The following is a 25765-nucleotide window of genomic DNA, read 5'->3' on the forward strand; positions in this document are numbered from 1 at the left end:
CATGCCGGGCTCGCGGCGCCTGGCACGCACGCTCGCGGCGTTGTCGTCAGTCGTCGACGCTCCGCGTGGACTCCCTCCTCCGCCTTGCGATCGCACGCACCAGACGCCGCTCGCTGATCCGGCCTGATCGACGAGACACCCCCTAGAGCAGCGGCTTGTAGCTGTTGACGAAGGTCGTGCGGTAGCCGAGCGACTCGTAGAGGCGGATCGCCGGGGTGTTGTCCGTGAAGACGTGAAGGCCGAGGAGGCGGTCTCCGGCGTCGAGCGCGACCCGTTCGGCGAGCAGCATCAGCGCCCGGCCGTAGCCCTGGCCGCGGTGCGCCTCTGCGACCTGGATCTCGTAGACGTACGTCCCCTCCCGGCCGGGGCCGAACTCGCGCCGGCCGGTCCAGAGGTGTCCGACCGTGCGGCCGTCCCGCAGCGCCACGTGGATCGCCGTGCCGGGGCTTGCCAGGCCCTGGGGCAGGAGCTCACTGTGGCTGCCCTCGGCCTTGGCCCGCGCTTGGTCGGCCGGGACGCCCCGGTCGATCCAGCTCTGTGCGAAATCCGCCTTGGCCTTCTCCTGCCACAGGACGAACTCCGCCTCCTCCATCGGGCGGATCCGCAGCCGGGGCGGCAGCGCGGGAGGCTCCGGCGGCAGCTCCTTGACCATGTTCCGGCCGCGTTCGGTGTAGCCGAGAGCGGCCGCCATCCGCAGCGCCGGCTCCGCGCCCGCCGGTACGGAGATCTGGACCTGGCGGCAGCCCCAGCCGCGCAGGACCTCCTCGGCGGCCAGCGCCGCGACCGTGCCACGGCCGCGACGGCGGTCCTTCTCGTCGATGCCCAGCGCCTCGATCACACCGGAGGCGGCGCCGAAGCCCGGTGCGGTGGCGAGGCGGACGGAGCCGACGCGGCGGCTGTTCACACACACGTCGTAGGTGCGTGATCGGTCGCCGTCGGGGGTCTGCTGAAGCGGCCCGGCCGGCCGCAGGGTGGTGGTCATCACGGGTGTTGTACCCACCCCTGGGCCCGCCGGCATCCGCATTTCGCCAGACGTTCTTGGCGAGACGTTCTCCGCGAGACGTGCTAGCCGAGGCGCGGATCCCGGTCCGCGCCCGCGCGCTCGTCGAAGACCCGCATGGCCTTGGCGGTCACCGGCCCCGGCGCGACGGTCAGTTCGCGGCCGTCGACCCGGTGCACGGCCTGGATGTCGCGGAGGGTCGAGGTCAGGAAGATCTCCTCGGCGCTCTCCAGGACGTCGAAGGGAAGGTCGGTCTCCTCCGCGCCGGTCCATTCCACGGCGAGCGCGCGGGTGATGCCGGCCAGGCAGCCGGAGGAGACGGGCGGGGTGTGGATCCGGCCGTCGAGCACGACGAAGACGTTGGAGCCGGTGCCCTCGCAGAGCTGCCCGACGGTGTTGGCGAACAGGGCCTCCGAGGCGCCCTGTTCGCGCGCCCGGGCGAGCGCGACGACGTTCTCGGCGTACGAGGTGGTCTTCAGGCCGGTGAGCGCGCCGCGCTCGTTGCGCGTCCAGGGGACCGTGATGACGGCGGTGGAGTCGGCGCGGCGCTTGGTCTCGCCGAGGGCCACGACCAGGCTGGCGCCGGCGTCACCGCGCTCGGAGCCGAGCGGGGAGAGCCCGCCGGTGTACGTGATGCGCAGCCGCCCCAGCTCCATGGGGTTGGCCTGAAGGACGGCGGCGCAGGCGCGGCGGACCTCGTCGAGGTCGGGCTCGGGCAGCCCGAGGCCCCGGGCGGAGCGGCTGAGCCGCTCCAGGTGGAGGGTGAGCGCAAACGTTTCCCCGTGGACGGCCTTGACCGTCTCGAAGACGCCGTCGCCCACGGTCAGGCCGTGGTCCAGTACGGACACCCGGGCTTCCTCCGCGTCGTGCAGCCCGCCGTTGACCCACAGTTTCATCGAGAAATGGCCTTTCCGATCGCCTCGTACGTGCCCGACGCTACCGCCAGCAGCCGGGACGCCTTCAATTCGGTCTCCGCCCACTCGCGCTCGGGGTCGGAGCCCCAGGTGATGCCCGCTCCGGTGCCGAAGCGGAGCATGCCCTCGGCCCGGTCGATCCAGAAGGTCCTTATCCCGACGGCCAGCTCGGCGGTACGGCGGTCGGCGTCGACCCAGCCGATGCCGCCGCAGTACGGGCCCCGGGGGGCGGTCTCCAGGGCCTCGATGATCCGCAGGGCGCTGGACTTCGGGGCTCCGGTGACGGAGCCGGGCGGGAAGGTGGCCTCGAGGAGCTCCCGCCAGCCCGCCTCCCCGTCGAGCTCGCCCCGGACCGTGGAGACGAGGTGGACGAGACCGGGGTGGGGTTCGACCACGCAGAGCTCGGGGACGGTGACCGAGCCGGAGGCGCAGACCCGGCCGAGGTCGTTCCGTACCAGGTCCACGATCATCACGTTCTCGGCGTGGTCCTTCTCCAGCAGGTCCTCGGCGGTGCGGCCGGTGCCCTTGATCGGTCCCGACTCCACGGTGCGGCCGTCGCGGCGGAGATAGAGCTCGGGGGACGCGGTGGCGATCTCCACCCCGTGGGCGGGGAGGCGAATCGTTCCGGCGTAGGGAGCGGGGTTGCCGCGCGCGAGGAGCGCGGTGAGCGCCTCGACGTCGGCCGCCGCCGGATCGGGCAGCGGCGCGGACATCACCCGGCAGAGGTTGGCCTGGTACACCTCGCCCCGGGCGATGTGCTCGCGTATCCGGCGGACGCCCTCGGTGTACGCGACGCGGTCGAGCGACGACGTCCAGTCACCGGCGGCGGGTCCGCGCCAGGCGCCCGGCACGGGCGCGGGGACGGGATCCGGCCGTACGTCCCCGAAGCGGGCGCAGGTCAGACGGCCCTCGAAGTCCGCGGAGACGGCCCAGAAGCCGGCGGAGTCCAAGGCCTCGGGGTCACTGGTGACATCCCGCAGGTCGGTGGCGAGGAGGCCGCCGAAGCGGGCCAGAGGAGCGAGGTCGTGCACGCCTGCGAGTCTAGGCGGGCCGGGGGCGCGAGGAGGGGGCGTGCGGCGGGGGCCCGCGGGCCGGTCTCCATGGCGTCTCCGAGCCACCTCGGGAACACGGTGAGTGAACGACGTACGAACACTCCTGGCCGCCCGGCTCGTCGCACAGCTCCGTACGCGCCTCAGCACGCTGCGGAAACGCGTTTTTGTGCTGGCCCAGGAATCCGCTAGAGTTCAACACGTCGCCGGGACGCGCAAGCGGATCGGAAACGACAAGCGGACGTGGCTCAGTTGGTAGAGCATCACCTTGCCAAGGTGAGGGTCGCGAGTTCGAATCTCGTCGTCCGCTCGATGTGGGGGATCTTCCCGAACCCCCGTATTCACTCCTGGTGGAGTGGCCGAGAGGCGAGGCAACGGCCTGCAAAGCCGTCTACACGGGTTCAAATCCCGTCTCCACCTCCAAGGACGATTAGCTCAGCGGGAGAGCGCTTCCCTGACACGGAAGAGGTCACTGGTTCAATCCCAGTATCGTCCACTGATCCGTAAGGATCTGGTCCGCAAGGATCCCCGCGCGATTAGCTCAGCGGGAGAGCGCTTCCCTGACACGGAAGAGGTCACTGGTTCAATCCCAGTATCGCGCACGCAGTAACGCCTGGTCCTGTAAGGTGTGGGACCGACCCGCGCGATTAGCTCAGCGGGAGAGCGCTTCCCTGACACGGAAGAGGTCACTGGTTCAATCCCAGTATCGCGCACGCACTGTACGAAGCCCCCGGCCGCCTCTCGCGGCCGGGGGCTTCGTCGTACCCGCTCCCCCGTCGCGTCAGGAGGAGAAGAGCATCCGGCCGAAGCCGCGCTGACGGTAGTGACCGCCCTGGTGATGGCCACCGTGGTGCGGGGCGCCCCAGGCCGGAGCGGCGGGGGCGGGCTGCGCCGGGTAGGCCGGCGGGGCGGGCGCGGGCGGCGCCTGCTGCACCCACTGGGACTCGAGCCGGGTCAGGGCCTCCAGCTCGCCGTAGTCCAGGAAGATCCCGCGGCAGCCGCTGCACTGCTCGATCTGGACGCCGTTGCGGTTGTAGGTGTGCATCGCTGCATGGCACTTGGGGCACTGCATGGTCGGCTCAACTCCCTGCCGGTTCGAATGGGGTCTCACCTTATGTGGACGCCGGCGGGGCCAACTCGGTTCGGGCGGAACCTATTCGGGCACAGGTGTCGATCATCACGTCCTCGACCTCGTCGAGCGGGCGTCCTTCGGCGGTCGACTTGGCCAGGGCGAGGGCGGCGGTCTGCACGGTCAGGGCGCGGGCGGGGACGTCGAGTTGGACCCAGGGGTCGCGGGGGTCGACGGCGGGGCCGCCGGCCGCGAGATAGGCCCCGAGGAAACGCGACCAGACGTCGGGCGGCAGGATGCCGGCGGCGAACCAGGCAGCGGGCCGGGCCAGATCCCAGGCGGGGTCGCCCAGACCCAGATCGTCCACGTCGATGAGGAGCCAGGGGGCGTCGGGGCGCCGGGGAGCCTTGGGGTCGCGTACGAGTTGGCCGAGGTGGAAGTCGCCGTGGCAGAGGAACCGGAGGGGCGCGGCCGGCTTCCGCGGCAGCGTGCGCCAGGCGCGCAGGACCGTCTCGACGGCGGGGCGGGGCGCGCGGGACCGGCGCATCCGGTCGACGGCGAGGGCCGCTTTGACGGGGGCGCGCATCGTCGGGAGGCGGGTGTCGGGCGGCGGGGTCCGGTGCAGCAGGGCGAGCAGCCGGGCGGCGTCCTCCCAGGGGGCGGCGTCGGGGTCGGCGGGGTCCACGGGGGTGCCGTGGGGCCATGCGGTGACGAGGCGGTCGCCGACGGTGCCGTCCGGCTGGGCGAGGGGCGGAAGAAGGACGCCCCGCAGGCCGGGGTGCGCGGCGACGGCGATCCGCGCGCGGTGCTCTTCGCCGTCGATGCCGGGGGCGTGCGCCTTGACGACGACCGCGCCATGGCGGACGACGGTGCCGTCGTCCCGATCGGCGAGGACGTCGTCGGGGCAGGGGCAGGGGGCGGTGGGGGCGGGGGTACGGCCGGGGTGGGCCGCGTCCCGCGCGAGGGAGCGCATCCGGTCGAGGTCCTGTGCGAGCACCCGAGGAGCGTACGCCGCGCTCCGGTCCGGCCGTCCGGGGAGCTCCCCCACCCCACCGCCCCGGGGTCGCCTGGGCGCCCAGGGACGAAGCTCGAAGCAGCGGTGTCGCGCCGCCGGGGGCGGAAAGCGCGAGGGCCGGTCAGCTCCCCAGCTGACCGGCCGCACGCTGCCGTCCGCCGCACCCCCGTCCCCACGGGGTTGTTGGCCGGATGTCCCCGACCCGGGCCGCTCTCCCGGGTCCGGGGCGCCGTTCAGCGCCCCAGCATCACGCCCACGGACGACGCCTGTGTGACCACTGCGTCCCAGCCGCCGAAGACGACGACCAGCAGGGTCGCGAGAGGGAGGACCATGGCGGTCGCCACCAGGGGGTGGCGGCGGCCCGAAGGGCGGGTGTTCATCCGCGATGCCGTGAACGCCATGGGTCCTCTCCTGTTCGTGTTGGCAGCGGCGGGTGTCTGACCTCGGGGGACGAGTGCTGCACCCGCCGCTTGACCTCAACACTAGGCACCGGGCGCCGCCCGGACGTCATGCCCGCGTACCGACTTGCGGGCCTCCCGGAGGATGACCAACCCCCTCCCGGAGTACTCCCCTGGGTGGAGAGACCTCCCTAGGACTGAGGGTCTTCCCGGAGGGGTACCGGCTGCTCGACCAGCGCGAGGACCCGGCTCGCCATGAAGCGCGCCGTCCGGACCACCACTCCCGTACGCGTGACTTCGCTCACTTCGACCACCCCCCGCCGTACCGCCGTCTCCACCCTCCGGCCCGCCCTGCTCGCCACCACTTCATAGGTCCGAGTCGTGTCCCCCGCGTCCACGACTATCTCCACCCGATCACCCTTCATCGATCCAATCCCCCTTCTGCGACCGGACATTGGGAAATCACGCGATCCCGGCGGCCGTCGACGACGGCGTCCTGACCACCCCTCAAGTGTCCTCCCCAGCACTGACAATCGATCCCCGCGGGAGGGCGCGGCCTATGAGCACACCGGGGCGCCAATACGTAAGCTGTGCCACGTCGAACGGACGAGGGGACGGACATGGCGATGATGCGGCTCCGGCGCGAGGATCCGCGGATTGTCGGGGCGTTCCGGCTCCACCGCAGGCTTGGTGCCGGCGGGATGGGAGTCGTCTACCTCGGCTCCGACCGCCGCGGGCAGCGGGTCGCGCTGAAGGTGATCCGCCCCGACCTGGCCGAGGACCAGGAGTTCCGCTCCCGGTTCGCCCGCGAGGTCTCCGCCGCCCGCCGTATCCGCGGCGGCTGCACGGCCCGGCTGGTCGCCGCCGACCTCGAGGCCGACCGCCCCTGGTTCGCCACCCAGTACGTCCCCGGCCCCTCGCTCCACGACCGGGTCGCCGAAGAGGGACCCCTGCGCGCCGCCGACGTGGCCGCCATCGGGGCCGCGCTCTCCGAGGGCCTCGTCGCCGTGCACGAGGCCGGCGTCGTCCACCGGGACCTCAAGCCGTCGAACATCCTGCTCTCCCCCAAGGGCCCCCGGATCATCGACTTCGGGATCGCCTGGGCCACCGGCGCCAGCACCCTCACCCACGTGGGCACCGCCGTCGGCTCCCCCGGCTTCCTCGCCCCCGAGCAGGTCCGGGGCGCGGCCGTCACCCCGGCCACCGACGTCTTCTCGCTCGGCGCCACCCTCGCGTACGCCGCCATGGCGGACTCCCCCTTCGGCCACGGCAGTTCCGAAGTCATGCTCTACCGCGTGGTGCACGAGGAGCCGCAGCTCCACGGCGTACCCGACGCTCTGGCCCCGCTCGTACGGGCCTGTCTGGCGAAGGACCCGGAGGAGCGTCCCAGCACCCTCCAGCTGTCCATGCGGCTCAAGGAGATCGCCGCGCGGGAGGCGCAGGGCCTGCCCGCCTCGCGCCCTCCGGCACAGCGGGAGCGCACCGAGCACTCCACGGGGGCCGGCATCCGGCCGACGGAGCGGTACACCGAACGCGGTACGCAGGGCCGCACCGGCCAGGGCCCCGCACCGCGTACGGGCGGATCGCGTACGAACGGCCGCCCCGCGCCCTCGTCCCGGCCCGGCGGCCGCACCACCTCCACGGGCCTGCGGCCCGCCAACCCCCGCCTGCTGCGCCAGCGGCTCTTCGTCTTCGTCGTGGTGACGCTGGTGGTCGCCCTGGGAATCGCGGCCGCGCAAGCCCTCCAGGGCTAGGGAGTGTCCGGAAGGTCTCGCCGTCCGCCCGGAGGGCGGGGTGCGCGGCGTCCGGTGCGTGCGATCGCAAGGCGGAGGAGGGAGACAATGGCGGAGCCATGGCGACCGACGACAACGCGGCGAGCGTGCGTGCAGGGCGCCGCGCGCCAGGCGAGACTTTCCGGACACGACCTAGGCCCTGTCTGGCCGGTGGTCAGGCCTCGGGGCGGCCGCTCGCCACCGCGTAGAACGCGACCGCCGCGGCCGCGCCCACGTTGAGCGAGTCGACACCGTGGGCCATCGGGATGCGCACCCACTCGTCGGCGGCGCGCAGGGCCTGCGTCGACAGGCCCTCGCCCTCGGCGCCGAGCATCAGCGCCGCCCGCTCCAGCTTGTGCGGGGCCGCCACGTCGATCGGCGAGGCCTTCTCGTCGGGGGTCAGGGCCAGGAGCCTGAAGCCCGCCTCCCGTACCGCCTCCAGGCCGCGCGGCCAGGTGTCCAGGCGGGCGTACGGGACCGAGAAGACCGCCCCCATGGAGACCTTCACCGAGCGGCGGTACAGCGGATCCGCGCAGTCCGGCGAGAGCAGCACCGCGTCCATGCCGAGCGCCGCCGCGCTGCGGAAGATGGCGCCGATGTTGGTGTGGTCGTTGACCGACTCCATGACGGCGACCCGGCGGGCGTCGCGGAGCAGCTCCTCCGCCGTCGGCAGCGGCTTGCGCTGCATGGACGCGAGGGCCCCCCGGTGCACGTGGTAGCCCGTCACGCGCTCGGCGAGGTCCGGCTGCACCGCGTACACGGGCGCCGGGACCTCGTCGATGACGTCGCGCATGACGTCGATCCACTTGGCGGAGAGCAGCATCGACCGCATCTCGTAACCCGCCTGCCGGGCACGGCGGATGACCTTCTCACCCTCCGCGATGAACAGGCCCTCGGCGGGCTCGCGTCTGCGGCGCAGCTCCACGTCGGTCAGACCGGTGTAGTCGCTCAGGCGCGGGTCGTCGGGGTCGTCGATGGTGATGAGTTCGGCCACGAGGTGATACTGCCTTGTCCGGGGTGCGGTGCCAATGTGTACGGCGGGGTGGGCGCGGGGGTGGGTTACCCCTGGTTACTTCACGAGCTTGTCGGGGCCCTCGCCGACCACGTCGCCGATCACGATGACGGCCGGCGGACGGACCTCCTCGGCCTTGACGACCTCCGCGACCGTGGCCAGCGTCGCGTCCACCCGGCGCTGCGTGGCCGTCGTGCCCTCCTGGACGAGGGCGAGCGGCGTCTCCGGAGCCTTGCCGTGGGCGATCAGCGCCTCGGCGATCTTCCCGATCTTGTCCACGCCCATCAGGATCACGAGCGTGCCCGTGAGCTTGGCGAGGGACGCCCAGTCGACGAGCGAACGCGGGTCGTCGGGCGCCACATGGCCGCTGACGACGGTGAACTCGTGCGCCACACCGCGGTGGGTGACCGGGATGCCGGCCGCGCCCGGAACGGAGATCGAGCTGGAGATGCCGGGGACGACCACGCAGGCGATGCCCTCGGCGGCGAGCGCCTGCGCCTCCTCCATGCCCCGGCCGAACACGAACGGGTCGCCGCCCTTGAGGCGCACGACCGACCTGCCCGCCTTGGCGTGCTCGATCAGGGCCTGGTTGATGGCCTCCTGGGCCATGAAACGGCCGTACGGGATCTTCGCCGCGTCGATCACCTCGACGTGCGGAGGCAGCTCGTCGAGCAGGTCGCGCGGGCCGAGGCGGTCCGCGATGACCACGTCGGCCTCCGCCAGCAGCCGGCGGCCGCGGACAGTGATGAGGTCGGGGTCGCCGGGGCCGCCGCCCACCAGGGCGACGAAGGGCGAGCGCGAACGGTGCTGCGGGGCCGCGATCGAACCGTCCCGCAGGCCCTCCACGATCGCGTCCCGCACGGCGGCGGAACGGCGCGGGTCGTGGCCGGTGAGCACGGCGACGGTCACGCCCTCGCTGCGGCCGGTGGCCGGGGTCCAGGCGGTGGCCGCCTCGGCGTCGTCGGCGCGCACGCACCAGGTCTTCGTCCGGTCGGCCTCGGCGGAGGCGGCGGCGTTGGCGACCGGGTCGCTGGTGGCCACGAGCGCGTACCAGGCGTCCGCGATGTCCCCGTCCTGGTAACGGCGCTTGACCCACGTGATCTCGCCGGCCTCCGCCATGGCCTCGACGGACGGGGTCGCGGAGGGGGAGATCAGGGTGACGTCCGCGCCGGCCGCGATCAGGGCGGGGAGCCGGCGCTGGGCGACCTGGCCGCCGCCGAAGACGACGACGCGGCGGCCGGCGAGGCGGAGTCCGACGGGGTAGGCGGGGTACTCGGCGTGCTCGGCCATGGGTGTGCGGCTCCTCGGAGGGGGCGGGACTGCGGGGCGGCGGGCCGCGTCGGCGCTGAAGCGGCTGGTGGGGGCGGGTGTACGGCCCCGGTGCCCACGATATCGGTCACCGGGGGTGGGCGACCTGTGACCCATGTCCCTACCCGGCCCTGGGCCCCTGCCGGTGCGGGCATCCGGCCCCGGTGCGAAGGAACGTAAGGAACGTGCCGACGCACCGGGCCGTGGCGTTGTGCCCACCTTCCGCCCTGCGGAACGAATGCCCGAGGTGGTGCTACTTCTCCGTCACGCCCGCCGAGTCGAACGTCGCCACCTCGTGCATCGCCCGGGCCGCGCTCTGGACGACCGGGAGGGCCAGCAGCGCGCCCGTGCCCTCGCCGAGACGGAGGTCGAGGTCGACCAGGGGACGCAGGCCCAGCTTGTTCAGGGCCGCGACATGGCCGGGCTCCGCGCTGCGGTGGCCCGCGATGCAGGCCGCCAGCGACTCGGGCGCGATCGCCCGCGCCACCAGTGCCGCCGCGCCCGTGGAGACGCCGTCCAGGACGACCGGCGTACGCAGCGAGGCCGCACCCAGGATCAGGCCGACGAGCGCCGCGTGCTCCAGGCCGCCGATGGCCGAGAGAACGCCGATCGGGTCCGCCGGGTCGGGCTTGTGGAGGTCGAGGGCGCGGCGGACCACATCCACCTTCCGCGCGTGCATCTCGTCGTTGATGCCAGTGCCCCGCCCGGTGACCTCCACCGGGTCGACACCGGTGTAGACGGAGATGAGCGCGGCGGACGCGGTCGTGTTCGCGATGCCCATCTCGCCGGTCAGCAGCGCCTTGTTGCCGGCGGCCACGAGGTCCCGGGCGGTCTCGATACCGACCTCGATCGCGGCGAGGACCTCGTCGCGGGTCATGGCGAGACCGGTGGTGAAGTCACCCGTACCGGGCCGGACCTTGCGGGGCAGCAGACCCGGCGTGGACGGCAGGTCGGACGCGACACCGACGTCGATGACGCAGACCTCGGCGCCGACCTGGTTCGCGAAGGCGTTGCAGACCGCTCCGCCGCCGAGGAAGTTCGCGACCATCTGGCCGGTGACCTCCTGCGGCCACGCGGTGACGCCCTGGGCGTGCACCCCGTGGTCGCCGGCGAAGATCGCCACGGCCGCCGGCTCCGGGATCGGCGGCGGGCACATCCGGGAGAGCCCGGACAGCTGCGCCGAGATGATCTCCAGCATGCCGAGCGCGCCGGCCGGCTTCGTCATGCGCTTCTGCCGCTCCCAGGCCTCGCCGAGCGCCTTGGCGTCCAGCGGGCGGATGTTGGAGACGGTCTCCTGGAGCAGGTCGTGCGGCTCCTCGCCGGGGAGCGCACGGCGGCCGTACGTCTCCTCGTGGACGACCCAGGACAGCGGGCGGCGCTTGGACCAACCCGCCTGCATCAGCTCGGGCTCCTCCGGGAACTCGTCGACGTAACCCACGCACAGGTACGCCACGACTTCGAGGTGCTCGGGGAGGCCGAGGGCGCGGACCATCTCGCGCTCGTCGAAGAAGCTGACCCAGCCGACACCGAGGCCCTCGGCGCGGGCGGCGAGCCACAGGTTCTCGACGGCCAGGGCCGAGGAGTACGGCGCCATCTGCGGCTGCGTGTAGCGGCCCAGGGTGTGCCGGCCGCCCCGCGTGGGGTCGGCGGTGACGACGATGTTGACCGGGGTGTCGAGGATGGCCTCGATCTTCAGTTCCTTGAACTGCTTCGCCCGGGCCTTCGGCAGCGACTTGGCGTACGCCTCGCGCTGGCGCTGGGCGAGTTCGTGCATGCTCCGGCGGGTCTCGGCGGAGCGGATGACGACGAAGTCCCAGGGCTGCGAGTGGCCGACGCTGGGGGCCGTGTGGGCGGCCTCCAGGACGCGGAGCAGCACCTCGTGCGGGATGGGGTCGGAGCGGAAGCCGTTGCGGATGTCGCGGCGCTCGCGCATCACGCGAAGCACGGCCTCGCGCTCGGCGTCGGCGTATCCGGGCGCGGGGGCACCGACGGTCTCCAGGTCGGCCGTGTCGGCCTCCCCCGTGTCGGCCGCCGGCTGCTCGGCGATCGGTTCGTCGGCGGCCGGTTCATCGGCGACCGGCGCCTCGGGCGTCGGCTGCTCCGCGACGGGTTCCTCGACGACAGGGACGCCAGGGACGGCAGGTTCGTCGGCGACCGGCGCCTCGGGTGCCGGCTGCTCCGCGACGGGTTCCTCGACGACAGGGGCGGCAGGGACGACAGGTTCGTCGGCGGCCGGCGCCTCGGGCGTCGGCTGTTCGGCCACCGGCGCCTCGACGGCAGGCTCGGGCTCGGGCTCGGCGGTCGGCGCGGCCTCGGCCACGGGCTCCGGCTGCTCCGGCTGCTCCTGCTGGGCGGCCTCGACGGCGACGGGCTCGGCAGGGGCCTCAGCCACCGGCTCCGGGGCTTCCTCGACGACGGGCTCGACGGCCTCGACGGTCTCGACGACCGGCTCCGCCGGCAGCTCGGGCTCGACCGGTGCGGGCTGAACCGCCTCGGCCTGGGTTCCGTCACGCGGAGCGGGGACGGCCGCGTGGACCTCCTCCGCCGGCGCGTCCTCGACGGGCTCCTCGACTGCGACCGGCTCCTGGACCTCGACCGGCTCCTCGACAGGCTCGACCGCCTCGACCGCCGGTGTCGGCGCCAGGTGCGGGGTCGTGGGGACCGTGCCCTCGACCTGGACGAACTGGCCGACCGTTTCTGCGGGGACGGCCTGCGGCGTCTGCGGGGCCTCGGGCGCCGGGGGCCGCGGGTCCCACGGCACGGCGCCCTGCGGCGGGTTGTCGCCGAGCTGGGGGCCCACCGATGCCACGGACTGTTCCTGCGGGGTGTCGAGGTACTCGGGGCCGGGGGCCGGCTGGTCCTGCGGGCCACTCGGCGTCGGGGCCGGCGCGGCCGCCGCGACAGCCGCGGGGACCTGCGCGGGGGCAGGTACGGGCGCGGGCGCGGGTGCGGCGGCCGCGGCTCCGGCGGGGCCGCGGTCGGCGAGCGACCGTACGACTCCCGCGGTGTTCTCGGGTACGGGCGGGCCCATGTGCAGCGGGCGCCGCGCGGGCGGCGGGGTGGGGGCCGAGGTCGAGGCCGGCGGCGGGACGCGGACGGCGCTGAGGTCGACGGAGCCGGAGTCGCGGCCCGCGGCCTCGTGGGCGCCGGTGTCGAGGATGCCGGGTTCGTATCCGTGGTCGGTGACGACCTGCTCCTGCGGCGGCGCGGGGACACCGTGGGCGGGGGTCGAAGGGCCCTGGCCGGGAACCGTCGGCACGCCGTGCGCGGGGGTGGAGACGGCTTCCTGGGCGGGCTGCGAGGCCTGGGCGGGCTGCGGCATCGGCGCGACGGGCGTCTGTGCGGCGAGCGCGTCGGCGAGGGGTCCCGCGAGCGGGTCGGTCAGCGGATCGGCCACGGGCGGCAGCTGCCCCGGCATCATGCCCGGCGGCGGTACGGCGACCGGCGGCGCGGGCACGGCGCCCGGCTGGTGCTCGCTCCACGCGCCCTGCGCGCCCGGCATGAGAAGCAGGTCGTCGTCGTCGGCTGCGCTCTCGGAGGGGTCCAGGAAGGTGTACGCGCCCGGAGCGGGGATGCCCGGCTGCTCGACCATGCCTGCGTTCTCCGGCAGCCCCTCGCCCGGGACCTGGCCGGTGTCCGTCATGCGTACCCCTCGCCCATCGGTAGTGCTCCTTCAGACCTTCGCCCGTCAACAAGAACGAGCGTGCGCGCCGTGCGGCACGAATGACGCGCGGGCACCCCAGCATTGTCGCGGCCTTCGGCCATCGTGGCAGGCAGATCCGCCACGGGACGCTGTGGACTGCGCCACGTCGCGCGTCCCCCCATTGCTCCGTACCACATCAGCGGCTCAAAACAACCACTACTTCCGGACATTGGCGAACAAAAGGCCGAACGTCCCGGTGCGGTACAACAATCGGCCAGCCTACCTGGCCCGGTGGGGCGACATGGTCACGGGGCGAGGTCTGTCCGGTGGCCGGACAGCAGGAAGACGACCGAACGCTCGCGCTCCGTCCAGTCGTCGGGATCGAGGCCGACGGTCTGCAGGAGGGCGCATTCGACGGTGTAGCCGCCGTCGGCGAGGGCGGCGCCGAGGGCCTCGGCCTCGTCGCGGGTGGAGGCGTGGGTGACGATCCGTTCGGGCCTGCGGTCGGTGCAGGCGGTGACGACGGGGACTCCGCCGCCTCCGATCCGTACGACGTCGGGTTCGGGAAGGCGTTCCAGTACGTGCGGGGCGCGGCCGGGGACGGCCTGGAGCTGGAGGCCGTGGCGGCGGGCCGCGGCCTCGGTGCGGGCGCAGGCGTCCGGGTCGGCGTCCACGGCGATCACGGCGGCGCCGAAGCGGGCGGCCTCGACGGCGAAGTGGCCGGCGCCGCAGCCGATGTCCCAGACGAGGTCTCCGACGCGGGGTCCGAGCCGGGCCAGCTGGGTGGCGCGCAGCGAGGGGGCCTCGCCGCTGCCGCTGCCGTTGCCGTTGCCGCTGCCCGGCTCCTCGGTGGGCAGGGCCCAGCCCCGTACCTTCGGCGTCTCGTGCCCCATCAGCCAGCCGCCGCCGGTCTGGCCGCCGGAGGATCCGCCGATGACGATGACGACGTTGGGGTCCCGCCAGGCGTGGTCGGCGGCCTTGTCGGAGGTGAGGACGGTGACCTGTTCGCGGTCGGTGCCGAGCTCCTCGCAGATGACGAAGGTGCGGTGGACTCCGTCGAGGAGGAGGGCGAGTTCGGCGGGCCCTGCGCCGGGCGAGGTGAGGACGGCGACCTTGGGGTGGGCGCGGCAGATGTTGACGGCGCGGCGCAGGGTGCGCTGGTGGGCGACGACGATCCGGGCGTCGTCCCAGGGCATGCCGGCCCGGGCGAAGGCGGCGGCGACGGCGGAGACCGCGGGGACGACTTCGACCTCGAGGCCGTGCTCGGGGGCGCGCAGGGTGCGGACGACGCCGAAGAAGCCGGGGTCGCCGTCGGCGAGGACGACGGCGGAGCCGCGGTGGCCGGCGATCCGGCGGGCGGCGAGGTCGACGCTGCCGAGGCGGATGCGCTCGGCCGTCGGCGGTACCTCGGGCAGCGCCAGGTGGTGGGCGGCGCCGGCGACGAGGGTGGCGGCGGAGAGCGCGGAGCGGGCCGCGGCGGTGAGGGGCGAGCCGTCCCAGCCGATCACCGTGACCCGGTCGGCCATCGTCGTCTGTCTCCCTCGGGTGGTCCTGGTGCTGGTCGGGCGGGTGTCGAGCGTACCCGGTGCCGGCCGCGGGCTCAGCTCCAGTCGGTGAACGAGGAGTATCCGGCCTCTGCCATCTGGTCGGCGACGCCTTCGAGGTCTTCGGGCAGCAGGCCCCACAGGATGAAGTCGGTGCGCAGGTCGGTCCAGCCGCCGTCCTCGGTGCGGGTGCGGGCTATGCAGGCTCCGCGCAGGACGCCTTCGCTGATGCAGCCGATCTTCTGGGCGACCTGCTGGGCGGCGGTGTTGTCCGCCGCGGTGCGCAGCTCCAGGCGCTCGAACCCCTGGTCGCCGAAGAGCCATTGGGCGGTGGCGAGCGATGCCTCGGAGGCGTAGCCCTCGCCGCGGGCCCAGGGGGCGACGATGTACGAGAGTTCGGTGGAGCGGACCCGCCAGTCGGTCTGGCCGAGCTGGATGACGCCGACCAGGCGCTGGGTGAGGAACTCGGTGACGGCGAGGTCGATGCCCCGGCCGGCGGCGCGTGCGGCGGGGGCGTACTCGGTGATCCAGGTGCGGGCGGCCTCTTCGGTGAAGGGCTGGGGCACGGCGGTCCAGGCGGCGACCAGTTCGTCGTTCATCATCTCGGTCAGGGCCGGGGCGTCGGCCTCTTCGAGCGCGCGCAGCACCAACCGGTCCGTGTTGATGGAGATGTCCGGAAAGGTGGTAGTCATGCGCAGCTCCATGCCGAGGACTGTCCAGAGTCGACCGTGAACGCACAGCATGCAGCATGCGGCCGCCGGTGCGCATGGCCGGGTCGGGTGTGCGAGGGGTGCGACGAAGGCCCCGCGCACCGGACGGGGTGCGGGGGCCTTCGTCGCAAGGACCGTCCTGCGGGCCTTACTTGGTGACGGCGCCGAAGGCCGGGGTCACCGAGCCGTTGTAGGTGTCCTCGATGTACTTCTTCACCTCGGGCGAGTTGAGGAGCTTGGCGAGCTTCTGCACGCGGGAGTCCTTCTCGTTGCCCTCCTTGACGGCGAGGAAGTTGGCGTACGGGTTGTTCTCGGACTTCTCCAGGGCGATGGCGTCCTTGGCGGGCTCGAGCTTGGCCTCGATGGCGTAGTTGCCGTTGATGACGGCGGCGTCCACGTCGTTCAGGGCGCGGGGCACGGTGGCGGCCTCCAGCTCCTTGAACTCCAGGCCCTTCTTGTCGGTGATGTCGGAGAGCTTGGCGTTGGTGCCGACGCCGGCCTTGAGCGTGATCAGGCCGTTCTCGGCGAGCAGCTGGAGCGCGCGGCCGCCGTTGGTGGTGTCGTTGGGGACGGCGATGGTCTGACCGGCCTTGATGTCCTTGAGGTCCTTGACCTTCTTGGAGTAGAGGCCGAGGGGCTCCAGGTGGACGTTGACCACGGGGACGATGGTGGTCTTGTTCTTCAGGTTGAAGTCGTCGAGGTACGGCTTGTGCTGGAAGAAGTTGGCGTCGACCTGGCCGGACTGGGTGGCGGTGTTCGGCAGGACGTAGTCCGTGAACTCCTTCACCTCCAGCTTCAGGCCTTCCTTCGCGGCGAGGTTGTCCTTGACGAAGTTGAGGATGTCGGCGTGCGGCGTCGGGGACGCGGCGACGACGAGCGGCTTGTCGGCGGAGCCGGCCGCGTCCTTCGCGGAGGACGGGTCCGAGGCCGTGCCGCAGGCGGTGAGGCCCAGGGCGAGGGCGGCGGTGGCGGCGATGCCGGCGGTGAGCTTGATGTTCTTACGCACGAAGAGTGCCTCTTTCCGGTGGTGCGGTGGACGCCTGGACAACAAGTCCGGGCTCTTCTTCGAGAAACGAAGTCTGTGGGGTTACGCGGTACGGCCCCGGCGGGCGAGGAGCCGGACGGCGAGGTCGCCGATGAGCTGGACGACGGTGACGATGCCGATCAGGACGACGACGGTGACCAGCATGAACTGGGTGTCGAAGCGCTGGTATCCGTAGGTGATCGCCTTGGAGCCGAGGCCTTCGCCGCCGACCGCGCCGGCCATCGCGGAGTAGCCGATGAGGACGATCACGGTGGTGGTGACGCCGGAGACCAGGGAGGGCAGGGCCTGCGGCAGCAGCACCTTGCGGATGATCGTGGGGACCGAGCCGCCCATGGACTGGACGGCTTCGACCAGTCCGTGGTCGACCTCGCGGACCGCCGTCTCGACGAGGCGCGCGAAGAACGGGATGGCGCCGATGGCGAGCGGCACGATCATCGCGGTCGGGCCGATGAAGGTGCCGACGACGAAGGTGGTGAAGGGGATGAGGGCGATCAGCAGGATGATGAACGGCAGCGAGCGGCCGATGTTCACGATCACGCCGACGACCTTGTTCACCACGGTGTTCTGCAGCAGTCCGCCCTTGTCCGTGAGGACGAGGAGGATGCCGAGGGGCAGCCCGCCGAGGATGGTGACGAGCGTGGCCCACAGGACCATGTAGAGGGTGTCGACGGTGCCCTGCTCCAGCAGGGGCTGCATCTCCGACCAGGTCACTTGGCACCTTCCTTGACCAGTACGGGCGCCGCCTCGGGCGCCGTGTCCTCGTCGACGACGTCGACCTGGAGGCCCTGCTCGCGCAGGAAGCCGACCGGGACGACGTTCTCCTCGTACCGTCCGGGCAGTTCGATCCGCATCCGGCCGATCTGCCTGCCGCCCACGGTGTCCATCGCCGCCCCGAGGATGGAGATGTCGATGTTGTACGTGCGGGAGAGCTGGGAGATCACCGGCTGGGTGGCGGCCTCGCCGTGGAAGGTCACGTCGAGGACCGTGCGGTCGGGGCCGGTGGGGGCGCCGCTGACCGGGAAGAGCTCGGCCGCCAGCTGGGAGCCGGGGGTGGCGAGCAGTTCGCCGACGGTGCCGGACTCGACGATCCGGCCCTTCTGCATCAGCGCGGCGGAGTCGCAGATCGTCTTGACGACGTCCATCTCGTGCGTGATGAGCAGGACGGTGAGGCCGAGCTGCCGGTTGAGGTCGCGCAGCAGCTGGAGGATGGAGCGGGTGGTCTCCGGGTCGAGGGCGCTGGTGGCCTCGTCGGAGAGGAGGACCTTGGGTTCGCCGGCGAGGGCGCGGGCGATGCCGACGCGCTGCTTCTGGCCGCCGGAGAGCTGGCCGGGGTAGGCCTTGGCCTTGTCGGCGAGGCCGACGAGGTCGAGGAGTTCGAGGGCGCGGCGTGAGCGCTCGGCGCCGGAGACGCCGAGGATCTCGAGCGGCAGCTCGATGTTGTCCTTGACCGTGCGGGAGGACAGCAGGTTGAAGTGCTGGAAGACCATGCCGATGGAGCTGCGGGCCCGGCGCAGGTCCTTGCCGGCGCGGCGGCCGTTGCCGGCCAGGGCGGTGAGGTCGACGCCGTCGACGGTCACGGTGCCGGAGGTGGGGCGCTCCAGGAGGTTGACGCAGCGGATGAGCGAGGACTTGCCGGCGCCGCTCTGTCCGATGACGCCGTACACCTCGCCCTCGCGGACGTGGAGGTCGACGCCGTCCAGAGCGGTGACCTGGCGGCCTCGCGACTCGTAGACCTTGGTCAGGCCCGAAGTGGTGATCACAGGGGTTTCCGTCACTGTCGAGTGCGCGGCGCGGGGTCCGCCGGGCACGGGGCATTCGTCGTTCGGACAGTCAGGCGCGGATTCGGCCGGCTCGGAGGGGTGTCCGGAGGCGGCGTGTGCGCGGGGCAGCGCGGTCCGGCGCCGGTCGGCGGGCGGAACGGCTCGGCCGTCGTGGTCTCGCTTCGGGGCGCGAGACTCGGGCCGCGGGGCTCAGGCGGGGGCCCTCAGAAGGCGCACATTCGACACATACAACGAGCACCGGGCGTCGTGATCGCCTCGGTCGCAAGGGTGCGGCTGCTCGTCGTGGTCATGCGGGCAAGTAAAGCACGCGGGTGTTCGACGCCTCCGGGCGTGTCCGAATAGCGGACATGACCGAGACAGCATGCGGACACTTCCGCCGGGCTCCGCGCGGGCGCCGGAGTCGGCGGGCGAGTTGCGCGCTCCCGTCGGTGACCTGCGCGGACAGCGGGGGCAGGTCGGTCGCGGTCTCGTCGGTGCGGAGTGCGGAGCGTACGTGGGTTGTGGCCAAGGCCACGTGGCGCGAGCGCGGCCGGACGGGTCCGCCGCCGGACCGTGGGGGCGTCCTCGAAGGGTGGGGGTGAGCGCATCGGGCCTTTCGGCGCGTAATACCCTCGGGCGCATGCTTGACGCCCTGACGGTCGCGGTCTCGGTGGCCGCGCTCGCCCTCGCCGCCTGGTGCGGCTTCGCCTTCTCCCGCGACCAGCCGACCAAGGACTGGCACTTCATCGGCATGGCCGTGGTGACCTTCCTCGCGCTGGTCCAGGTCGTCGTCGGCGTCGTGCAGCTGTCGCGGGGCGAGAAGGCGGAGGAGGGCACGACGATCTTCGTCGCCTATCTGCTGGGCGCGCTGTGCGCGGTGCCGGCGGCCGGTTTCATGTCGCTGGCGGAGCGGAGCCGTTGGGGCTCGGCGACGGTGGCGGCGGGCGCGATCGTCCTCGCGGTCCTCGAAGTACGTCTTCATGACATCTGGACGGTGGGCTGAGATGACCGCGACGGAGGGCACGACGCGGCTGGTCACGGGTCCCGGCATGCTCCTTGTCTGGCTGTACGGCGTGATGTCGGTGGGCGCGGTCTCGCGCTCGATCTACCAGATCGCCACCGAGTTCGACCGCGCGCCGCTGGCCTACGGGCTGTCGGCGGTGGCGGCCGTGGTGTACGCCTTCATCACGTACACGCTGGTCCGGGGCGGGGAGACGGCCCGCAGGGCGGCGCTGGTGTGCTGCGCCGCCGAGCTGGTGGGCGTGCTGACCGTGGGGACCTGGACGCTGGTCGACCCGTCCGCGTTCCCCGACGCCACGGTCTGGTCGGACTACGGCTACGGCTACATCTTCATTCCGGTCCTCCTTCCGGTGACCGGGATCTGGTGGCTGCGCCGCTCCCGCGCGAACGCCTAGCGCCCAGGGGCTTCCTCAGGCCGCCTTCTCCAGGGTGACGAGCGTGAGCCGCGGGCCGATCTCGTGCGTGGCGATCTGGGCGTAACCCTTACGGCGGTAGAGGCGCAGATTGGCCTCGCTGCGGTGGCCGGTGAAGAGCTGGAACCGTTTGGCGGCGTGGGACGGGTCGGCGGCGAAGTGCTTCTCGATGGCGTCGAGCAGGCGGCCGCCGAGGCCGTGGCGGCGCAGGCGCGGGTGGACGATCAGCTTGGCGATGTGGACCGTGCCGGCCCCGTCGACCCGGCCTCGGACGGAGGCGACGATCTCGTCGCCGAGGCGCGCCACGAGCGCGTGGCCCTCGGCCAGTTCGGCCCGCAGGGCGTCGAGGGACTGGGTGAGGGGCTCGATGGACCAGTCGCCGTAGAGCTCGGCCTCGCTCTGGTAACAGAGGTACTGCAGCTTCAGTATGTGCTCCGCGTCCTGCGCGTCAGCCGCTGAGATGGTCACGCTCATGCCCATGTGCGCATGCCTCCCGCTCATCTGGTCCACCGGTCGTCTACCGCACCCTGCCCATCGGGCGGGGAGCGGGAACCTCTGCGGCCAGCATTCTGCGCAGGCATCCCAGGCAGCGGGAACGCATCGGCCCCAGGCTGCCCTGTGAGATACCCAACTCCCCTGCGATTTCCCGGTAGGTGGGGTCGGCCGGGTCGAGCATCGCGGTGAGCAGCCGGGGACAGTGGCCGGGGGTGCGGCCGACGGCGGCGCGCAGGGCGCGGCGGCGTTCGGCGACGAGGGCGGAGCGCTCGGGAGAGGCGTGCGGTTCGGCCGCCGCCGCCTCGCCGCCGTAGGGGCGTTCGCGCAGCGCGGTGCGGCGGGCGCGCCGGGCCTCGCCCCGGACGGCCCGGCGGAGCCAGTCGGCGGGGCGTTCGGGTGCGTCGTCCTCCTGGAGTCGCTCCAGGAGTTTGAGCCAGACGGCCTGTTCGAGGTCGTCCGGCTCGACTCCGGCGGCTGCGGCCTCGGCCTGTGACTCGGCGGCGAGGAGGGGGGCGAGGGTGCGGAGGAGGTGGGGTTCGGCGTCCGTCATGACCGGCACGATGCGGTTGCCGGGGGCGGCGGTTGCGGACGGCGGCCCAAACCACCCGGTCGGGTGCCGGGGCCGCCGTCGCCGAGCGGGCCTTCAGGCCGTGGAGGCCGTCAGGGCCTTGAGGCCGTCAGCTCGTCCGCCGTCGGCCCGTCAGTTCGTCCGGAAGTCCGCCGCCGCCAGGAGAGCCGTGTCGGGGTTGTCGGAGAAGATGCCGTCGATGCCGGTCGCCAGGTACTTCTTCAGCGCGCCGAAGGAGTCTCCGTAGGCCGCCGGGTCCGTGCCGCGGCGGAAGTCGGCGGGCAGGAAGGAGTTCTCGTTGCGGTGGGTGTACGGGTGGAGGATCAGGCCCTTGGCGTGCGCGTCGCGGACGAGGGTGGTCGGCGTGCCCAGCCTGCCGGTGGCGTCCTTGGGGATGACGAGGTCCAGCAGCGGGCCGATGCCCTGTGCGAAGGAGGCGATCCACGCCAGGCCCTCGGGCGTGATCAGGTCGGCGACCGTGCGCGGGTCGCCCGTCTCGCGGAAGTCCCAGGGACGGTCGTCCGGCGTCCACAGCAGCACCACGCGCGGCGTGGAGACGAGCTGGGCCATCCGCCGCATGCTGGTCGGCTCGAAGGACTGCAGGAACGTCGGCGAGTCGGCGCGGTGACGGCCGTACCGGCGCAGCAGCTTGGCGAGGGGCTCCTCCAGGCCGAGGCCCAGCGAGCGGAAGTAGGTGGGGTGCTTGGTCTCGACGTGCAGCCACACCGGGTGGCCGCGCCGGCGTCCCTCCCGCTCGGCCCAGCGCAGCACCTCTTCGAAGGTGGGGATCTGCCAGCGGCCGTCGTAGAGGGTGTTCTCCTGCCGGGTGCCCGGTATGCGCTCCTTGGCGCGCAGGGTCTTCAGCTCGGCGAGGGTGAAGTCCTCGGTGAACCAGCCGGTGAGGGAGACGCCGTCGACGGACTTGGTCGCCCTGCGGGAGGCGAACTCGGGGTGGTCGGCGACATCGGTCGTGCCGGTGATGTCGTTCTCGTGACGGCAGACGAGATGACCGTCCTTGGTGGGGACGAGGTCCTGCTCGATCACGTGGGCGCCGAGGTCGAGGGCGAGCTGGTAGGAGCCGAGGGTGTGCTCGGGGCGGTAGCCGCTGGCGCCTCGGTGGGCGATGACGGTGGGGACGGGCAGGGAGCGGTAGCCATGACCCTTGCCCTGGGCCGCGGCGGCCGCGGTGGCCCCGGCGGCCTGCGCGGCGCCCGTGGGCAGGACCGTGGAGGCGCCGAGGACGGCCGCTCCCGCCGCTCCGAGAACCGTCCGCCGTGCCGGGGTCCGGTGTGCACCCTGTGTCATGAAGGCTCCTTCTGTGTGATGTCCCGCACCTGTCAACCGTTGGCCCGACCGTAGGCAGTCACCCCGTACCCGCGGCAGATCCTGGCCGAACTTGGCGGAAACACACGTCAACACTGCGTATCCAGTCGGTGAACCCGATGTGCGCGCCGCGGTGACCCGCGAGTATCGTCGCCACCTGCACAGACCGCCCGCCCCGACACCGGAGGAACCGTTGTCCCGTCTCGCACTCATCAAAGCAGTGCTCGGACCGATCCTGCGCCTGATGTTCCGTCCACGTGTGGAGGGCGCCGAGAACATCCCGGGGACCGGTCCGGTGATTCTCGCGGGCAACCACCTCACCTTCATCGACTCGATGATCATGCCGATCTGCACGGACCGTCCGGTCTTCTTCATCGGCAAGGACGAGTACGTGACGGGCAAGGGCGTCAAGGGCCGCCTGATGGCCTGGTTCTTCACCAGCGTCGGCATGATCCCGGTGGACCGCGACGGCGGCCGTGGCGGCGTCGCGGCGCTGATGACCGGCCGTCGCGTCCTGGAGGAGGGCAAGATCTTCTCCATCTACCCGGAGGGCACCCGCTCCCCCGACGGCCGCCTGTACCGGGGCCGTACCGGCATCGCGCGCCTCACGCTGATGACCGGCGCGCCGGTCGTGCCCTTCGCGATGATCGGCACCGACAAGATCCAGCCGGGCGGGGCGGGGCTGCCCCGGCCGGGGCGGGTCACGGTCCGGTTCGGCGAGCCGATGGAGTTCTCGCGGTACGAGGGGATGGACCGGGACCGCTATGTGCTGCGGGCGGTGACGGACTCGGTCATGTCCGAGGTGATGCGGCTCTCCGGCCAGGAGTACGTGGACATGTACGCGACCAAGGCCAAGGCGGCGTGAGGCGTCGTACGGCGTGAAACGCGCGGCGCCCCCGTACAGCCTGCTGTGGCTGTACGGGGGCGCCGTCGCGTTCGGGCGTCGCCGCGTCGGGGCGTCCGGGCGTCCGGGATGTCCGGGATGTCCGGGCGTCCGGGCGTCAGTGCTCGATGCCGTCCTCGAGCTTCTGGCCCTTCAGCAGGAACCAGGCCGCGACCGCCGTCGCGAGGAGGACCGCCGCGCCCACGCCCGCGGCGATGCGCAGGCCGTCGACGAAGGCCTCCTGGGCCGCGCCGACCAGCGCGGTCGCCGTGTCCGGGGCGAGACCGGCGGACGCCTCGACCGCGCCGCCGAGGGACTCGTGGGCGGCGGCCGCCGTACCCGCGGGGACGCCCGCCGGGGTCGCGAAGCCCTGGTAGACACCGGTCACGATCGAGCCGAGCAGCGCGATGCCGAGGGCCGCGCCCAGTTCGTACGCCGTCTCGGATACCGCGGACGCGGAACCGGCCTGCTCCTTGGGAACGCTGGAGAGGATCACGTCGGCGGTGACGGTGAAGGAGAAGCCGGCGCCGAGGCCGACGACCAGCAGCGCCCCGCCGAGCAGCGGGTAGCCGGTCTCCTTGTGGATCAGGGTGATGACGGCGAGCGCCAGGCCGATGGCGGCGAGGCCGCCGGCCACGATGGCACGGACCGAGTAGCGCCGGGCGTACCGGCCCGCGATCAGACCGGTGACCACCGCGCCGACTGCGGCGGGCAGTTCGGCCAGACCGGCCTCCAGCGGCTGACGCCCCTGGACGAGCTGCAGGAACTGGGAGAGGAAGAAGACGAGGCCGGAGAGCCCGAAGACGGTGAGCAGGTCGGCGAGGACCGCGCCGGAGAAGCCCCGGTGCTTGAACAGCCGCATGTCGAGCAGCGGTGCGGTCAGCGCGTACTGGCGCCGGACGAAGGCGTACAGGGTGACGGCGCCGAGCAGGGCCGCCGCCCCGACCTCCCAGGTCAGGCCGTGCGAGGCGACTTCCTTGATCGCGTAGACGACACCGATGACGCCGACGAGGGAGAGGCCGACGCTGATCAGGTCCCAGGGGCCGGAGACGGGGTTCTTGGACTCGGGCAGCAGCTTGATGCCGACGAGGACCAGGACCGCCATGACGGGGAGGTTGATGAGGAAGACCGAGCCCCAGTAGAAGTGCTGGAGCAGGGCGCCGCCGATGACCGGGCCGATGGCCGCGCCGGCCGAGGCGGTGGCGCCCCAGATGCCGATGGCGAGGCTGCGCTCCTTGGGGTCGTGGAAGATGTTCCGGATGAGCGCCAGGGTCGACGGCATCAGGGTCGCACCGGCCACGCCGAGGAGCGCGCGGGCGACGATCATCATCTCGGGGCTGGTCGCGTAGGCGTTCAGGACGGAGACGGCGCCGAAGGCGGTCGCACCGATCAGGAGCAGCTTCTTGCGGCCGATCCGGTCGCCGAGGGAGCCCATGGAGACGAGCAGTCCGGCGATGACGAAGGAGTAGATGTCGCCGATCCAGAGCAGCTGGGTGCCGGACGGCTTGAGGTCCTCGCTGAGGGAGGGCGTCGCGAGGCCGAGTACGGTGGCGTCCACGGCGACCAGCAGGACGGCCAGGACGAGAACCGAGAGCGCGAGCCAACGGCCGGGGCTCTTCACCTCCGTCCCCGTCGTCGGGCTCAGCTGCTGGGTGCCGGTCATTTCTCCACGCTCCGTCGTGCGCCACCGAGCAGCAGCTCGGTGATCATGTACTGAAAGTCCTTCGCGGCGACCCGCCCGTCCATGACGGACCAGGCGCAGGTGCCGATGAGGCCGTAGAGGGCCTCGGTGAGCCAGGCGGGGCTCAGGTCGATCCGGAAGGTGCCGGCTTCCTGACCCCGTCTGAACAGGGCGCTGACGCGGGCGTCGAGCCGGGCCCAGCCCTCGTTGACCTGGTCGCCCTCGAACAGCTGGTTCTCGCTGACGAGGAAGGCGAGGAGCTGGGCGTTGGGCTCGGCTTCGGCGACGAGCCGCCGCAGCGCCTGGTCAGCCGGACCCTCGTCCAGGTTCGCCGCGTCGAGTGCGGCCTCGAACTCCTGGATGCCCATCTCCTCCAGCGCCCTGACCAGCGCGTCCCGCCCGGCGAAGTGCCGGTGCAGGGTGGCGCGGCCGATACCGGCGGCCCGGGCGACCTCGTCCATGGTGGCGGTCGACTTCCGGGAGAGCAGGGCGGCGGCGGTGCGGAGCACCTGGGTGCGATCGACTGACATGAGACAAGCATACACCGAATGAGACGCTCGTGTCTCATTCGATAATTCGACGCCTCGGAGCGGGGCGGGGAGGAATCCTGTGCGCATGACGAAGCCGCTGCTGCTGATCGACGTCGACGGGCCGCTGAACCCCTATGCGGCGCAGCGCGAGCGCCGACCGGCCGGGTACACCACGCATCGGATGCGGCCGAGCGGCTGGTTCGACGGGAAGCCGCTGCGGGTGTGGCTCAACCCCGGGCACGGGGAGGAGCTGCGCGCGCTGGCGGAGGCGTACGAGCTGGTGTGGGCGACGACCTGGAAGGGGGAGGCGAACGACTGGATAGGGCCGCGACTCGGGCTGCCCGTGCTGCCGTTCATCGACTGGCCCCAGATGCACGGGAAGGCCCCTCGCGGGACCTTCTGGAAGACGCAGTACATCCTGGAGTACGCGGCCGGGCGGCCGTTCGCCTGGGTCGACGACGACATCACGTCGTACGACCACGAGTATGTGGACCGGAACCACCTCGCCGCCGCCCTGTTGCTGCACGTCGATCCACGGCTCGGGCTGCTCCGGCCGGACTTCGACGCGCTCGCGGAGTGGGCGGCGGCGCTGTGATGTGGTGAGGGTGGGAGG

The 25765-nt window shown here is 72.4% G+C and carries 25 protein-coding genes and 5 tRNA genes; 10 read left to right on the top strand and 20 right to left on the bottom strand.

Features of this window, described 5'->3' with window-relative positions:
• Positions 1–142: 142 nt before the first annotated feature.
• The 3 genes from ACF06X_RS25170 to ACF06X_RS25180 form a co-directional block, all read right to left on the bottom strand.
• Positions 143–982, bottom strand: a complete 840-nt coding sequence (locus ACF06X_RS25170; RefSeq protein WP_392289561.1) for a GNAT family N-acetyltransferase — start codon at positions 980–982, stop codon at positions 143–145.
• Between the two features lie 83 nt (positions 983–1065).
• Positions 1066–1896: an aminotransferase class IV gene (locus ACF06X_RS25175; protein ID WP_392289562.1), complete on the bottom strand. Its 831-nt coding sequence runs from the start codon at positions 1894–1896 to the stop codon at positions 1066–1068.
• A complete protein-coding gene (locus tag ACF06X_RS25180) occupies positions 1893–2945 on the bottom strand; it encodes a chorismate-binding protein (RefSeq protein WP_392289563.1) in 1053 nt (350 codons plus the stop codon). The genes ACF06X_RS25175 and ACF06X_RS25180 overlap by 4 nt, the downstream gene beginning before the upstream one ends.
• A gap of 255 nt (positions 2946–3200) precedes the next feature.
• On the opposite strand from ACF06X_RS25180, the gene ACF06X_RS25185 reads away from it, so the two are divergent.
• The 5 genes from ACF06X_RS25185 (at position 3201) to ACF06X_RS25205 (ending at position 3676) form a co-directional block, all read left to right on the top strand.
• Positions 3201–3273, top strand: a tRNA-Gly gene (locus ACF06X_RS25185).
• A 39-nt stretch (positions 3274–3312) separates the two neighbouring features.
• Positions 3313–3386 (top strand) — tRNA-Cys (locus ACF06X_RS25190).
• Position 3387: 1 nt separating this feature from the next.
• Positions 3388–3459: transfer RNA gene (locus ACF06X_RS25195), tRNA-Val, on the top strand.
• A 34-nt stretch (positions 3460–3493) separates the two neighbouring features.
• A tRNA-Val gene (locus tag ACF06X_RS25200) sits at positions 3494–3565 on the top strand.
• Positions 3566–3604: 39 nt separating this feature from the next.
• Positions 3605–3676 (top strand) — tRNA-Val (locus ACF06X_RS25205).
• A 68-nt stretch (positions 3677–3744) separates the two neighbouring features.
• On the opposite strand, the gene ACF06X_RS25210 is transcribed toward ACF06X_RS25205, so the two are convergent.
• The 4 genes from ACF06X_RS25210 to ACF06X_RS25225 form a co-directional block, all read right to left on the bottom strand.
• Complete coding sequence (locus tag ACF06X_RS25210) at positions 3745–4035, bottom strand: zf-TFIIB domain-containing protein (RefSeq protein WP_158985536.1); 291 nt, start codon at positions 4033–4035, stop codon at positions 3745–3747.
• Between the two features lie 40 nt (positions 4036–4075).
• Complete coding sequence (locus ACF06X_RS25215; protein ID WP_392289783.1) at positions 4076–5005, bottom strand: phosphotransferase family protein; 930 nt, start codon at positions 5003–5005, stop codon at positions 4076–4078.
• A 275-nt stretch (positions 5006–5280) separates the two neighbouring features.
• A complete protein-coding gene (locus tag ACF06X_RS25220; protein ID WP_189600160.1) occupies positions 5281–5448 on the bottom strand; it encodes a hypothetical protein in 168 nt (55 codons plus the stop codon).
• Between the two features lie 188 nt (positions 5449–5636).
• Complete coding sequence (locus tag ACF06X_RS25225) at positions 5637–5870, bottom strand: hypothetical protein (RefSeq protein WP_137990476.1); 234 nt, start codon at positions 5868–5870, stop codon at positions 5637–5639.
• 195 nt (positions 5871–6065) lie between these two features.
• On the opposite strand from ACF06X_RS25225, the gene ACF06X_RS25230 reads away from it, so the two are divergent.
• Positions 6066–7199, top strand: coding sequence for a serine/threonine-protein kinase (locus tag ACF06X_RS25230; protein ID WP_392289564.1), 1134 nt, complete (start codon positions 6066–6068; stop codon positions 7197–7199).
• 193 nt (positions 7200–7392) lie between these two features.
• On the opposite strand, the gene ACF06X_RS25235 is transcribed toward ACF06X_RS25230, so the two are convergent.
• From ACF06X_RS25235 to ACF06X_RS25270, 8 genes are all read right to left on the bottom strand, one after another.
• Positions 7393–8211: a TrmH family RNA methyltransferase gene (locus tag ACF06X_RS25235; protein ID WP_392289565.1), complete on the bottom strand. Its 819-nt coding sequence runs from the start codon at positions 8209–8211 to the stop codon at positions 7393–7395.
• 75 nt (positions 8212–8286) lie between these two features.
• Positions 8287–9519 carry a uroporphyrinogen-III C-methyltransferase gene (gene cobA / locus ACF06X_RS25240; RefSeq protein ID WP_392289566.1) on the bottom strand — a complete coding sequence of 411 codons (1233 nt, stop codon included), beginning with the start codon at positions 9517–9519 and terminating at the stop codon, positions 8287–8289.
• A gap of 271 nt (positions 9520–9790) precedes the next feature.
• On the bottom strand, positions 9791–13180 hold the full coding sequence (gene cobT / locus ACF06X_RS25245) for a nicotinate-nucleotide--dimethylbenzimidazole phosphoribosyltransferase (RefSeq protein ID WP_392289567.1): 3390 nt from the start codon (positions 13178–13180) through the stop codon (positions 9791–9793).
• Between the two features lie 305 nt (positions 13181–13485).
• Positions 13486–14706, bottom strand: coding sequence for a precorrin-6y C5,15-methyltransferase (decarboxylating) subunit CbiE (gene cbiE, locus ACF06X_RS25250; RefSeq protein ID WP_392289568.1), 1221 nt, complete (start codon positions 14704–14706; stop codon positions 13486–13488).
• Between the two features lie 74 nt (positions 14707–14780).
• On the bottom strand, positions 14781–15416 hold the full coding sequence (locus tag ACF06X_RS25255) for a GNAT family N-acetyltransferase (protein ID WP_392289569.1): 636 nt from the start codon (positions 15414–15416) through the stop codon (positions 14781–14783).
• Positions 15417–15582: 166 nt separating this feature from the next.
• On the bottom strand, positions 15583–16440 hold the full coding sequence (locus tag ACF06X_RS25260; protein ID WP_392289570.1) for a MetQ/NlpA family ABC transporter substrate-binding protein: 858 nt from the start codon (positions 16438–16440) through the stop codon (positions 15583–15585).
• Positions 16441–16521: 81 nt separating this feature from the next.
• The gene (locus tag ACF06X_RS25265; protein ID WP_392289571.1) at positions 16522–17190 is read right to left on the bottom strand and encodes a methionine ABC transporter permease; all 669 of its coding nucleotides are present in this window, start codon (positions 17188–17190) and stop codon (positions 16522–16524) included.
• Positions 17187–18239, bottom strand: a complete 1053-nt coding sequence (locus ACF06X_RS25270) for a methionine ABC transporter ATP-binding protein (RefSeq protein ID WP_392289572.1) — start codon at positions 18237–18239, stop codon at positions 17187–17189. The genes ACF06X_RS25265 and ACF06X_RS25270 overlap by 4 nt, the downstream gene beginning before the upstream one ends.
• A gap of 640 nt (positions 18240–18879) precedes the next feature.
• Here ACF06X_RS25270 and ACF06X_RS25275 point away from each other — a divergent pair.
• Both ACF06X_RS25275 and ACF06X_RS25280 read left to right on the top strand, forming a co-directional pair.
• Positions 18880–19242: a hypothetical protein gene (locus tag ACF06X_RS25275; RefSeq protein WP_392289573.1), complete on the top strand. Its 363-nt coding sequence runs from the start codon at positions 18880–18882 to the stop codon at positions 19240–19242.
• Position 19243: 1 nt separating this feature from the next.
• A complete protein-coding gene (locus tag ACF06X_RS25280; protein ID WP_392289574.1) occupies positions 19244–19654 on the top strand; it encodes a hypothetical protein in 411 nt (136 codons plus the stop codon).
• Positions 19655–19669: 15 nt separating this feature from the next.
• Here the strand turns inward: ACF06X_RS25280 and ACF06X_RS25285 are convergent, their stop codons facing one another.
• The 3 genes from ACF06X_RS25285 to ACF06X_RS25295 all read right to left on the bottom strand — a co-directional run bounded on the left by ACF06X_RS25285 (position 19670) and on the right by ACF06X_RS25295 (position 22040).
• A complete protein-coding gene (locus ACF06X_RS25285) occupies positions 19670–20152 on the bottom strand; it encodes a GNAT family N-acetyltransferase (RefSeq protein WP_392289575.1) in 483 nt (160 codons plus the stop codon).
• Positions 20153–20189: 37 nt separating this feature from the next.
• Entirely contained in the window at positions 20190–20717 is a 528-nt protein-coding gene (locus ACF06X_RS25290) for a sigma-70 family RNA polymerase sigma factor (protein ID WP_392289576.1), read from the bottom strand.
• Between the two features lie 150 nt (positions 20718–20867).
• Positions 20868–22040 carry a glycerophosphodiester phosphodiesterase gene (locus ACF06X_RS25295; RefSeq protein ID WP_392289577.1) on the bottom strand — a complete coding sequence of 391 codons (1173 nt, stop codon included), beginning with the start codon at positions 22038–22040 and terminating at the stop codon, positions 20868–20870.
• A 211-nt stretch (positions 22041–22251) separates the two neighbouring features.
• On the opposite strand from ACF06X_RS25295, the gene ACF06X_RS25300 reads away from it, so the two are divergent.
• The gene (locus ACF06X_RS25300) at positions 22252–22923 is read left to right on the top strand and encodes a 1-acyl-sn-glycerol-3-phosphate acyltransferase (RefSeq protein ID WP_158985569.1); all 672 of its coding nucleotides are present in this window, start codon (positions 22252–22254) and stop codon (positions 22921–22923) included.
• Between the two features lie 136 nt (positions 22924–23059).
• Here ACF06X_RS25300 and ACF06X_RS25305 read toward each other — a convergent pair whose 3' ends face one another.
• Positions 23060–24604, bottom strand: coding sequence for an MFS transporter (locus tag ACF06X_RS25305; protein ID WP_392289578.1), 1545 nt, complete (start codon positions 24602–24604; stop codon positions 23060–23062).
• Positions 24601–25152 carry a TetR/AcrR family transcriptional regulator gene (locus tag ACF06X_RS25310; RefSeq protein ID WP_392289579.1) on the bottom strand — a complete coding sequence of 184 codons (552 nt, stop codon included), beginning with the start codon at positions 25150–25152 and terminating at the stop codon, positions 24601–24603. Before ACF06X_RS25310 ends, ACF06X_RS25305 begins: the two co-directional genes overlap by 4 nt.
• Before the next feature lie 85 nt (positions 25153–25237).
• On the opposite strand from ACF06X_RS25310, the gene ACF06X_RS25315 reads away from it, so the two are divergent.
• Complete coding sequence (locus ACF06X_RS25315) at positions 25238–25747, top strand: HAD domain-containing protein (protein WP_392289580.1); 510 nt, start codon at positions 25238–25240, stop codon at positions 25745–25747.
• The last annotated feature ends 18 nt before the right edge of the window (positions 25748–25765 follow it).

The organism is Streptomyces sp. NPDC015346, from assembly GCF_043078785.1.
Classification (GTDB): Bacteria; Actinomycetota; Actinomycetes; order Streptomycetales; family Streptomycetaceae; genus Streptomyces.

What these genes read in the sequence shown, in the direction of transcription:
- ACF06X_RS25295 (WP_392289577.1), bottom strand. Translation starts at nt 22,040, where the DNA reads ATGACACAGGGTGCACACCGGACCCCGGCACGGCGGACGGTTCTCGGA.
- cobA (WP_392289566.1), bottom strand. Translation starts at nt 9,519, where the DNA reads ATGGCCGAGCACGCCGAGTACCCCGCCTACCCCGTCGGACTCCGCCTC.
- ACF06X_RS25175 (WP_392289562.1), bottom strand. Translation starts at nt 1,896, where the DNA reads ATGAAACTGTGGGTCAACGGCGGGCTGCACGACGCGGAGGAAGCCCGG.
- ACF06X_RS25255 (WP_392289569.1), bottom strand. Translation starts at nt 15,416, where the DNA reads ATGACTACCACCTTTCCGGACATCTCCATCAACACGGACCGGTTGGTG.
- ACF06X_RS25290 (WP_392289576.1), bottom strand. Translation starts at nt 20,717, where the DNA reads ATGACGGACGCCGAACCCCACCTCCTCCGCACCCTCGCCCCCCTCCTC.
- ACF06X_RS25285 (WP_392289575.1), bottom strand. Translation starts at nt 20,152, where the DNA reads ATGGGCATGAGCGTGACCATCTCAGCGGCTGACGCGCAGGACGCGGAG.
- ACF06X_RS25225 (WP_137990476.1), bottom strand. Translation starts at nt 5,870, where the DNA reads ATGAAGGGTGATCGGGTGGAGATAGTCGTGGACGCGGGGGACACGACT.
- ACF06X_RS25230 (WP_392289564.1), top strand. Translation starts at nt 6,066, where the DNA reads ATGGCGATGATGCGGCTCCGGCGCGAGGATCCGCGGATTGTCGGGGCG.
- ACF06X_RS25310 (WP_392289579.1), bottom strand. Translation starts at nt 25,152, where the DNA reads ATGTCAGTCGATCGCACCCAGGTGCTCCGCACCGCCGCCGCCCTGCTC.
- ACF06X_RS25280 (WP_392289574.1), top strand. Translation starts at nt 19,244, where the DNA reads ATGACCGCGACGGAGGGCACGACGCGGCTGGTCACGGGTCCCGGCATG.
- ACF06X_RS25210 (WP_158985536.1), bottom strand. Translation starts at nt 4,035, where the DNA reads ATGCAGTGCCCCAAGTGCCATGCAGCGATGCACACCTACAACCGCAAC.
- ACF06X_RS25305 (WP_392289578.1), bottom strand. Translation starts at nt 24,604, where the DNA reads ATGACCGGCACCCAGCAGCTGAGCCCGACGACGGGGACGGAGGTGAAG.
- ACF06X_RS25215 (WP_392289783.1), bottom strand. Translation starts at nt 5,005, where the DNA reads ATGCGCTCCCTCGCGCGGGACGCGGCCCACCCCGGCCGTACCCCCGCC.
- cobT (WP_392289567.1), bottom strand. Translation starts at nt 13,180, where the DNA reads ATGACGGACACCGGCCAGGTCCCGGGCGAGGGGCTGCCGGAGAACGCA.
- ACF06X_RS25315 (WP_392289580.1), top strand. Translation starts at nt 25,238, where the DNA reads ATGACGAAGCCGCTGCTGCTGATCGACGTCGACGGGCCGCTGAACCCC.
- ACF06X_RS25220 (WP_189600160.1), bottom strand. Translation starts at nt 5,448, where the DNA reads ATGGCGTTCACGGCATCGCGGATGAACACCCGCCCTTCGGGCCGCCGC.
- cbiE (WP_392289568.1), bottom strand. Translation starts at nt 14,706, where the DNA reads ATGGCCGACCGGGTCACGGTGATCGGCTGGGACGGCTCGCCCCTCACC.
- ACF06X_RS25275 (WP_392289573.1), top strand. Translation starts at nt 18,880, where the DNA reads ATGCTTGACGCCCTGACGGTCGCGGTCTCGGTGGCCGCGCTCGCCCTC.
- ACF06X_RS25170 (WP_392289561.1), bottom strand. Translation starts at nt 982, where the DNA reads ATGACCACCACCCTGCGGCCGGCCGGGCCGCTTCAGCAGACCCCCGAC.